The sequence below is a fragment of the Chloroflexota bacterium genome, assembly GCA_016219275.1.
GTDB lineage: Bacteria > Chloroflexota > Anaerolineae > UBA4142 > UBA4142 > JACRBM01.
This window is the reverse complement of sequence record JACRBM010000047.1, coordinates 66,745-76,901: the sequence shown is the minus strand read 5'-3', so window position 1 is coordinate 76,901 and position 10,157 is coordinate 66,745. Positions and strand designations below refer to the sequence as shown.

Annotated in this window: 10 protein-coding genes; 6 read left to right on the top strand and 4 right to left on the bottom strand. The window is 54.6% G+C overall.

Features of this window, described 5'->3' with window-relative positions:
• Positions 1 to 100 precede the first annotated feature (100 nt).
• Entirely contained in the window at positions 101 to 484 is a 384-nt protein-coding gene (locus HY868_12540) for a hypothetical protein (GenBank protein ID MBI5302957.1), read from the bottom strand.
• A gap of 549 nt (positions 485 to 1,033) precedes the next feature.
• Here HY868_12540 and HY868_12535 point away from each other — a divergent pair.
• The 6 genes from HY868_12535 to HY868_12510 all read left to right on the top strand — a co-directional run bounded on the left by HY868_12535 (position 1,034) and on the right by HY868_12510 (position 5,921).
• The gene (locus HY868_12535) at positions 1,034 to 1,804 is read left to right on the top strand and encodes a methyltransferase domain-containing protein (GenBank protein ID MBI5302956.1); all 771 of its coding nucleotides are present in this window, start codon (positions 1,034 to 1,036) and stop codon (positions 1,802 to 1,804) included.
• A 768-nt stretch (positions 1,805 to 2,572) separates the two neighbouring features.
• Positions 2,573 to 2,908, top strand: a complete 336-nt coding sequence (locus HY868_12530; protein ID MBI5302955.1) for a hypothetical protein — start codon at positions 2,573 to 2,575, stop codon at positions 2,906 to 2,908.
• Between the two features lie 5 nt (positions 2,909 to 2,913).
• Positions 2,914 to 3,489, top strand: a complete 576-nt coding sequence (locus HY868_12525; GenBank protein ID MBI5302954.1) for a class I SAM-dependent methyltransferase — start codon at positions 2,914 to 2,916, stop codon at positions 3,487 to 3,489.
• 32 nt (positions 3,490 to 3,521) lie between these two features.
• Positions 3,522 to 4,859: a tRNA (N6-isopentenyl adenosine(37)-C2)-methylthiotransferase MiaB gene (miaB, locus tag HY868_12520; protein ID MBI5302953.1), complete on the top strand. Its 1,338-nt coding sequence runs from the start codon at positions 3,522 to 3,524 to the stop codon at positions 4,857 to 4,859.
• Between the two features lie 38 nt (positions 4,860 to 4,897).
• Positions 4,898 to 5,323, top strand: coding sequence for a GxxExxY protein (locus HY868_12515; GenBank protein MBI5302952.1), 426 nt, complete (start codon positions 4,898 to 4,900; stop codon positions 5,321 to 5,323).
• 40 nt (positions 5,324 to 5,363) lie between these two features.
• Positions 5,364 to 5,921, top strand: a complete 558-nt coding sequence (locus HY868_12510; GenBank protein ID MBI5302951.1) for a manganese efflux pump — start codon at positions 5,364 to 5,366, stop codon at positions 5,919 to 5,921.
• 44 nt (positions 5,922 to 5,965) lie between these two features.
• Here the strand turns inward: HY868_12510 and der are convergent, their stop codons facing one another.
• The 3 genes from der to HY868_12495 form a co-directional block, all read right to left on the bottom strand.
• Positions 5,966 to 7,300, bottom strand: a complete 1,335-nt coding sequence (gene der, locus HY868_12505; protein ID MBI5302950.1) for a ribosome biogenesis GTPase Der — start codon at positions 7,298 to 7,300, stop codon at positions 5,966 to 5,968.
• 94 nt (positions 7,301 to 7,394) lie between these two features.
• Positions 7,395 to 9,416, bottom strand: a complete 2,022-nt coding sequence (locus HY868_12500) for a hypothetical protein (GenBank protein ID MBI5302949.1) — start codon at positions 9,414 to 9,416, stop codon at positions 7,395 to 7,397.
• The gene (locus HY868_12495) at positions 9,416 to 10,096 is read right to left on the bottom strand and encodes a glycosyltransferase family 2 protein (protein ID MBI5302948.1); all 681 of its coding nucleotides are present in this window, start codon (positions 10,094 to 10,096) and stop codon (positions 9,416 to 9,418) included. Before HY868_12495 ends, HY868_12500 begins: the two co-directional genes overlap by 1 nt.
• Between the last annotated feature and the right edge of the window lie 61 nt (positions 10,097 to 10,157).

Here is a 10,157-nt window from a genome sequence, read left to right as displayed (position 1 = left end):
GTCCTCAAGCGACGGTGCTATGGTCTGCTCAATGTGGAGCATCTGTTCCAACGCATTTTTCTGGATTTAGAAGGCTATCGCCTGTTTGCTCGACGCACCACTAGATGTGTCGCTTATCACGGCAATTCCCAATGAACCAGAGCCATTGGGGCGGCTGGGCCGAAGTGGATCGGGACAGATAACATCCTCTTTCCGAGTTCACCCGAAAGCCCCAGGGAGAGGAATCATCTCTTTGGAGTTCCTCGGCGGGATTGTTCCTCCTCCGTTTGGTCTTGGGTGGTATGGACAATTCGGAGTCTGGGAAAACCTGCTCGGCACGCTGAACGAATTCCTGATACCACTGGTCGAGGAGCAGCTCGCTGATTCCTTTCTCTTGGCAGATCTGCCTTTTTCGTTTGGGATTGCGGACGTACTCGAGCACCGTCGAGAGTTTGAGCTCGGCGCTGTACGCGTTTAGATTGGAGGGTTTCGATGATTGTGTCATTCGCATCTCCTTCTGCAACAGACAATGTTTGCGTTCGAACCCGATGGCCAAAGCATCGGGGGTGAGCGTTAAGTTAAGCCGACGAATTTCGCGACATGCACGTCGGCGTGTGTAGAGTATAGCACAGATGTTCTTTCAGTTCAACTACCTTGGGAACCGGGAACCGTTTTGCTATTGGGACAAGGGTTGGGCAGGAATTGTGAGCGCGGACAGATTCAAATGGATAAAGAAATCGGCAACACCTTTGAACCGTATTCAAAAATGTCACGCTAGGTTTGGAGCGTGACCTTTTGTGTCTCAGTCCATTGTTGCAGCGACAGCATTCGTGGCGAATGCGTGGCTTGACATTCCAATCACCAGTCGCGCGGTCAAATCTAATGGGGAAACATTGTGTTCTATTGAGATTACATTTTGAACACGAAATACTGGGACACTATAACGCGCCATCAGAAATTTCGCTGAACTGCATAGTAACTTGTCGACGGTTCGTTGTTGTGCTACAATCTCTGCAACCATCTGAAAAAACAATCCAAGCAGAGGTCATTGGAAATGGATAATCCCAATCGGCTTATTCAAGAACAATTCGGCGCACACGCGAACGATTATGTTACAAGCCAAGTGCATGCTCAGGGCAAAAGTCTCGCGCGTTTAGTTGAGCTGACACAGCCGAAAAAAGATTGGTTGGTACTCGACGTCTCGACTGGCGCGGGACATACCGCGTTGACACTCGCTCCGCTCGCCGCTCAGGTAATCGCCTGCGACCTCACCCCAGAAATGCTGGATACCGCGCGCAAGCTTGCAAATGAACGTGGAATTATGAACATCGAGTTCAAGCCCGCCGACGCGCACGCACTGCCATTCAACGAAAACGCATTTGACTTGGTGACGAACCGCATCGCGTTGCATCACTATGCCGATGCACGCAAGGCTATCGGAGAAATGGCGCGCGTGTGTAGACAAGGCAAACTTGTTGCCTTAACCGACAATATTGTTCCACCTGACAAAGTCACTGCCGGCCACATAAACCACTTTGAACAAGTGAGAGATCGGTCGCATAACTGGGCTTATCCCGTCGCACGGTTGGAGGCAATGTTCGTGGATGCGGGACTGAAGGTTGAGCATACGGAAACTTTTTCAAAGGAAATTGAATTCGATCCATGGGCAGATCGGACGGGTGCGAGTGAAGAGACAAAAACGAAATTGCGCCAGTGGCTTACAGACGCGCCGGATACCGTTCGCCAATGGCTGACACCTCGATGGGACGGCAATAAGATATTCTTTGCATTGCATGAGGCGATCATTGTCGGCCGAAAAGCATAACCCAATACAAACACGACGTTTTGCATCTGCGAAAGATAGGCGGTAAAATGCGAACAGTCAGATCGCTCGATGGGTTGCTGAGAGGCAGCGAACATGATTGCCCGATGCTTCGAATTGGGAATCAATACGAGTGCGTGATCGAACGAGTCGATGCCCACCTCGGCGGGAAGCGCGTGAAGGATATTCTTCCGGACAGTCAAGGGACGGCTTTTGCGTTAGTATTTGAAGATGGTCATACACTACCACTGCTTTGCCCGGATTGCGGCCGTTCACTTCATGTCTCTCATCAAAACGAGGACCAAGTATTGAACGAGGTCGCTGGTCTGTGTCTTGTGGGACTCGCCTATGTGGAACCAGAGGAAGAACCCCCAGGGCTCGCATTGGTATTTTCGCGCGATCCGAATGTCAATCTAGAAAATCCAGCGACATCTACGCAAGAAATAGTTTTGCACCTTGACAGCGCTCGAAGATTGACCTGTCCAAATGAACGCACTCAGTTCATCCAGAGTATCAGGAACGACCGTCCGAGGAAACGCAGTTCACGGAAAACACATCGATAGAGGCAACAGTGCCCACTCATTCTTCATGGTACGGTCGATAACGCCGAACTGCTTGGCGAGAAACAAACGGGCGAGTATCGAGCTACCCGCCCTGTTTGCTACTGATGGTTTGTCGCCACTCCTTTGCCGCTGTGTCCTCAAGTCGTTCCTGGAGTTTCGTCTTGATTTCTCGGTTTTGTCGTAGTTCCCATCATCGAGGAGATGTCCATTGGTTCAGATTGCAAAACAAAACACCGATAATTGTTATTATCATTTTGAGAAACAGCGCGACCCGTCGCACAACTGGTGCTATCCGCTCGTTCGCCTCGAAGCCATGTTCACCGACGCAGGAATGCCGGTGGAACACCACGAACATTTCAGCAAGGAAATGGAATTCGACCCGTGGGCAGATCGGATGAGCGTGAGCGCGGCGGTCAAAGCGCAATTGCGCGAGTGGTTGGTGGGTGCGCCGGACGCGGTGCGCGAATTCTTACAGCCGCGCGTGGAAGGCGACAAACTATTCTTCAGTCTCACCGAAGCGATCATCATGGCGCGCAAAGGGTAAACGCCTTGTCGAGAGCCAACGCTATACTCGAATCATTTGCATCTGCCATCAAACCAAACAGTACCGTGATTGACATTGGCGCAGGCAAAGGATTGCTCGCCGAAGCAATGACACGCCGATTCAACGCGCGCGTGACGATGGTGGATGTCGCGAAATACAACCAGAGTAATTTGCCATTGTCTGTGTGCGATAGCCGCCAACTCGCGTTCGCGGAAAATAGTTTCGATTACGCGGTATTGAGTTTCGTTTTGCATCATTGCCCGCAACCCGAAACGATTTTGCGCGAGGCGTTGCGCGTCGCGCGCGAGGTCATCGTGATCGAGAACGATGTGCGTGGAACATGGCGCAGTTGGCTCACCCAAGCAATTGACTCGTGGCCCTCAATTCAGTACGGCACGCCGCCGTGCTATTTCACCAAGTCGCGCGACGCGTGGCGCGCGTGGTTCGCGCAATTCCCGGTCGAGGCGCGCGTGCTGCGCGAATTTAGCTTGGAGTTTGGGTTCTTTCGGAATGTTACCGTGATATTACGACCGCAAACCGCAGACGACCGACCGCAGAAAATCGCGGCGGTCGGCGGTTAGCCGTCGGTAGTCATCAAATAGAAAGTCGTGAAATGAAATACCACGTCTGGACAATTGGTTGCCAAATGAATGAAGCCGACTCGCAACGCGTCGCGTCTGAGTTGGAGAAACTCGGCTATCACGCGACGCGCGATGCCGAGTCCGCCGATGTGATCGTACTGAATACATGCGTCGTGCGACAAAGCGCAGAGGATAAGGCATACAATCGCTTGATGTCGCTCAAGCCGCTCAAACAATCGCGTCCCGATCTCGTCCTGGGTTTGATGGGATGCTTGGTCGGCGTCCGCGACGCGTCGCCGTTGCAAAAACGTTTCCCATTCGTGGACGTGTTCCTACCGCCATCCGATCCGGCGAAATTGGTCGCGTTGTTGCGTGACCGCAACGGGCACGAATCGCGCGGCGAAGATTTTGAAATCGTCCAACGCGAAACCGAAACGCGCTATGAATTGATGGACGCGGATTTGATTTTACCCGCGCACGAACGCGGCAATCTTGTCAGCGCGCACATTCCGATTGTGTACGGATGCAATCACGTCTGCACGTTCTGCATCATTCCATATCGTCGCGGCAGCGAACGCTCGCGCTCGGTTGGCGAAATCGCGGCGGAGACGCACGCGCTCGTCAACCAGGGCGTCAAAGAAATTACGCTCCTCGGACAAATCGTGGATCGCTACGGTTACGACGTACAAGATGGTCCGCGCTTGCCCGATTTGCTCCGCGCGATTCACGACATTGAAGGATTAGAGCGTATTCGCTTTCTCACTTCGCACCCGCTTTACATGACCGACGACCTGCTCGACGCGATTGCGGAATTGCCCAAAGTATGCGAGCATATCGAAGTGCCGGTGCAAGCGGGCGATGACGCGATGCTCAAGAAAATGAAACGCGGGTACACGGTGGACGAATATCGCGCGCTCATCGCAAGGATTCGCACGCGCCTCCCACACGCGAGCATTGCGACCGACATCATCGTCGGGATGCCGGGCGAGACTGACGCGCAATTCACGGGCACATACAATTTGCTCAAGGAACTCGAACTCGATGTCGCGCATGTCGCGATGTTTTCACCGCGTCCGAACACTGTCGCCGCGCGCTGGGACGACGACGTGCCGCTCGACGAAAAGGAACGCCGCCGCCAAGCGATTGACAATTTGCAAGCCGAGATCGTCGCCAAGATCAACGCGCAATTCCTGGGTCAGACCGTCGAGGTGTTGGTCGAAGACAAGAACAAGAATCGGTGGAAGGGACGTACGCGGACGAACAAACTCGTTTTCTTCGACGCTTCGCGCGACGCGCGCGAGTGGAAAGGTAAACTGGCGAACGTCAAAATCGAGTGGACAGGACCCTGGTCAATGATTGGGAAAATTTAATTCACCGCCGAGACGCAGAGAGCGCAGAGAAAATCAAAATGGTCAAAATCAATCAAGTCACTGAAACGATCATTGGCGCAGCGATTGAAGTACATCGCGCTCTAGGACCTGGATTGTTGGAATCAACGTACGAAGAATGTCTGTGTCGAGAATTGGCTTTGCGACAAGTGGCGTTTGAAAGGCAGAAACCTTTACCGATAGAGTACAAGGGATCCTGCTTGGACTGCGGCTACCGGCTCGACCTACTCGTTGCCAACGTGATTGTCGTCGAAATCAAAGCAGTTGAGAGTCTTTTGCCTATTCACGAAGCACAACTGCTAACCTACTTGAGACTGGGAAAATGGACCACTGGTTTGTTGATCAACTTCAACGTTCCTGTTCTGAAACAAGGCATTCGCCGACGCGTCTTAAACTTCCAAGACGGGTCAACAACAAGCCACGAATCTATAGCCCATACAAAATAAATCTCTGCGCCCTCTGCGTCTCGGCGGTGAGAATTCCTAGATGTCACTAATCGAAATCCTCATCATCGCCGTCGGACTAGCAATGGATGTGTTTGCGGTGTCGCTCGGCGCGGCGACCTCGGCACATGTGGATAGCCCACGCGCCGAATTTAGATTGTGGTGGCATTTTGGATTGTTTCAAGCGCTTATGCCGGTGATCGGTTGGTTGATGGGCAACACCGTTACCGGTTTGATCTCGCCGATTGATCACTGGATCGCCTTTGGATTGTTGGCATTCGTCGGCGCGCGCATGGTTCGCTCCGGCTTCGATCCCGACAGCGAAGGTTTCGAAACAAATCCCACACGCGGCAAAACAATGGTCATGCTCTCCATCGCGACAAGCATTGATGCGCTCGCCATCGGTCTCTCACTCGCGTTGCTCGACGTGACAATTTGGTATCCCAGTTTGATCATCGGTTCCGTTTCATCCACACTCTCATTCACCGGTCTGCGTCTGGGTCGTTTACTCGGCGAGCGATTGGGCAAGCGGATGGAAATAGTGGGCGGTGTGATTCTGATTTTGATTGGGTTGCGAATTCTCATGGAACACTCAGCGTAAAAAGTGACCCGAAGGGTTCGCTTTGCGAAAACCCTTCGGGTCATTTATTTCTCATCGCGCCGATTGCGGAAAATCATTTTGAGCGGCGAACCTTCAAAGCCCCACCGCTCGCGCAATTGATTTTCAAGATACCGTTGGTACGTGAAATGCACCAGGCGTTTGTCGTTCACGAAAAACACAAACGTCGGCGGCGCGCCCTCGACCTGGGTCGCGTAGAGAAATTTCAAATGCCGTTTGCTCCCCGATTTGGGCGCATGACGCTGAGTCGCTTCGCGCACCAGTTCGTTCAGTTCGCTCGTCGGCACGCGCTTGCGCCACGCCTCGCGCACGGTGAGCGCGGTATCAAGGACGCGGTGCACGCGTTGATGCGTCTTCGCCGACACGAACACCAGCGGCGCGTACGCAATGAAATCGAGCGTCGAACGGAGACTCTCGGTATACGCGTTGATGGTGTTCTCATCTTTTTCGACCAAGTCCCATTTGTTGACGACGATGACAACGCCTTTGCCTTCCGCTAAAATGTAACTCGCGACGTGTTGGTCTTGCGCCATCACGCCCTCATTCGCATCAATCACGAGCAAAGCCACATCCGCGCGTTGAATCGCGCGCATCGCGCGTAGCGCACTGTATTTGTCAATCCCTGGGTCAATGTGCCCGCGTTTCCGCAAGCCGGCAGTGTCAATCAACACAAGCGGCGCGCCATTCCACTGGATCGTCGTGTCGAGCGCATCGCGCGTCGTGCCGGCAATGTCGCTGACGAGTGCGCGCTCCTCGCCGAGAATCGCGTTGAGCAGCGACGACTTGCCCACATTCGGGCGTCCGACAATCGCGAGATGCGGCACGGTACTGGGTTCGGTCGCGATCTCTTCCGGCAACTGCTTGATGAGTTGATCGAGCAAATCACCAGTGCCCACCCCATGCAACGCCGAAATCGGAATCGGCTCGCCGAGACCCAGGTTGTAATACTCGACTGCGTTTTGACGCCGCGTTTCATTGTCCGCTTTGTTGACGGCAAGATACACCGGCTTGCGGCTTTGCCGCAGAATTTTCGCGATTTCAAAATCGTCGGGCGTGGCAGCTTGGACATCCACGACAAAAATAATCGCGTCCGCCTCGTCCATCGCGGTTTGCGCCTGGGCGCGCACACCGTCAAGCATCGCGACGGGCGTGCCGGGCAAATCGCGTTCGCCAATCGCGAGTCCGCCGGTGTCCACGACGATAAATTCGCGTCCGGCAAATTCCGCCTCGCCGTACAAACGATCACGCGTCGTCCCTGCAGTCTCCGAAACGATCGCGATTCTTTCTTCGATCAAACGATTAAACAGCGTGGACTTGCCCACATTCGGGCGTCCGACAATTGCTACAATTGGTTTTTGCATCTTGGGTAACCGAAAGTTTCCTTATTTCCCTTATTTCCCTTATTTCCTTTGCATGGAACAAAGGGAAATGAGGGAAATAAGGGAACTCTGTAACTCAGGGAAAAATCTTCCACAACATTCCCGGCGTGCCATCCACCACACTAAACAGCGGCACATCGAGGAACGCGACACTCCGCAACCCGTAACGCGACATCAACGCGCGTCGCGCCGCGCTCGTTTCCGCGCCGTCATCGAGCACATAGATCGCGCGCCCTGCCCCGCGCATCGTCTCGACAAATCTGAATAACTCGGCGTCGCTCCAATCGCTAGGGCGAAACGTCGCGCGTTGCGCGTACAAATCCAGCGCACCATCATTCATCGTCGTCCCGATCACCGCGGTTGCCGGTGTGAGCGCAGCAAGTTGATCGAACGATGCGCGTTGCGCTGCGGTCACGTATCCGAACGTGACCTTGGCTGGTTGAACGACGCGCATCAGTGTGAATTGCGTGCGCGTGAGAAAGAGCACGAGCGCGAGAAAAATCACGACACCGGTCAGTGTCATCGCGAGAATTTCACATCGCACGTTGACCGTGGGGCGGGCAGATTGCCCGCCCGTGCGGACGAGCCGTCCGCACCACAGATCCACATCGCGCGCTAACGCAACAATACCGTATGCGATCAACAACGCGATCACCGGGAACTCGGGCAGTAGATCGCGCATGCGGAGTGCTTCGTAAAACAGATGAAACCCGACCAGCACAACGAGCCACACCATCAGCGCGACGAACGCCTGCGCGCGATCATGCGCGAAGCGATACGCGCCGTACAACGCGAACGGGAACAGATAACCAAACTCGTTCCCGGCAAAAAATCGTCCAACGACAATCGGCGCGCTCTTCGCAATGCTCGCCAACGAGAATAGCGCGAGTTCGTGCGATTCGGGCGTGAGCCAACTGCCAAAGTTGACTTGATGATACCACAAATCCGGCAATCCGACTAGAAACGCGGCACCGGCACACACGATCAAAAATCGCCAGCGCGCGCGTGTGCGCCACGCGGCGACCACAATTGGAATCGCAAGCAGAACCTGGGTGTGGCGCACGAGATACGCCGCGCCTAACGCGAGACCCGCCAACGTTGCGAATAGCGCGGACCGGTGCGAACGCGCGCCGCGCAATGCGAAAACAATCGCGAGCGTCGAAAATAATTGCGCCTGCGTATCTACGAGCGGTACAAGCGAACGATCCACCTGTTCCCAGGATGTCGCGAGCAACGCGACCGTGATCGCGATGATGGACGCGCGCACAGCGCGTGATTGATCGCGCGAGCATTCCCACGCCAGCCACGCGCACACGACCAACGACAACAATCCCGCGATGGGCGTCGCGACGTACAAACCTTCTTCGCCCAGCACGCGATACATTAGCGCAAGCCAGAGCGAACCGCCCCAGGGCCAAACCGTCGCCGCGTCGCCGGTCTCGTTCTCGAACAAGCGATAGCCGATGTGTTGAATCGGATACCAGGGAATACCCAATTGCTTGATTTCGTGAAAGAGCGGAAACGCGTGGAGGAATGTGCCACGCTCGACGAGATCCACTGCCATTTGCGCGTATGCATACGGATCAGTCCCGGTCACGCCATGCGTGCGATGGCTGAACGTTTCCATCGCGAACCACGCGCACGCGGCAACGCTCACGAGTACCGTCAATCCAATCAATACGCCGCGCGCAAATCGTGCGACTTGCGCGAACAAGACGTACGCGCACGCGGCAATCGCGGCGAGTTCGATTTGAAACGCCAGCACGCGCAGATTTGCGAGCGTGGACTCGTCCTGGTACGGCACGGGCGCATTCACCACACGCACCGCGACGTAACGCACAAGCAGAATCACGTACAAAAAAAATAATGGCGCGAGCGTAGGGATCGCTCGCCGAAGCGATCCCTTGCCAAAAATAATCGGCATAACCAACAACAACGCCAAGGTCGGCACAACCAACCAGAGTGGTTGATTGAGCAAGCGCCAGAACGCCGCGAGACCGAGCGCGTGAAGCACGAACAACACCAAGCTCGCGCGCAACGATATAGTCGCACGAATGTGTTCACGCAAGATCAACGCGGCGAGATGATCGGCAAGCATCAGTCTACGAAACGATACTTGAGCAGCGTCCACACGGCAACGAACGCATCGCGCATTCCAATCTTTTTGCCTTCGCGATACTCGCGCCCAAAGTACGAGATCGGCACTTCAAAAATTCGATGCCCGCGCTTGAGCACCTTGGCGGTAATCTCCGGTTCAAAATCGAAACGCCGCGCGCGCAGCGGAATGCCCTTGATGATGTCCGCGCGAAATGCTTTGTAACCCGTCTCCATATCGCTGAGAATCGCGTCGTAGAGAATGTTCGTCATCAGGGTGAGCATTTGATTGGCAAGCATGTGCCAAAAGAACATCGCCATGCGTGGTCCCAGAAAACGCGAGCCGTAGACAACCTTGACGCGTTCTTCGACAATCGGCTGGATGATCTGTGCGTAATCGCGCGGGTCGTACTCGAGATCGGCGTCCTGGATCAAAATAATGTCGCCGGTCGCACGCGCGATGCCAGTGTGGATTGCCGCGCCTTTGCCTTGGTTGCGGTCGTGACGCAGAACGACAACCTGGCTTTCGAGCGGGGACAACAAGTCGCGCGTGCCGTCGGTCGAGCCGTCATCCACGACGATGATTTCTTTTTCAAACGGCGACGCTTGCACGCGCTCGATCACCTTGAGAATCGTCGCGCGTTCGTTGAATGCCGGCACAATGATTGAGAGTTTCAACTTCATCTACTCCGAAAATGATGTTTGCATTATATTCGATTGTCGCGCAACGGCAAACGAACTGTGG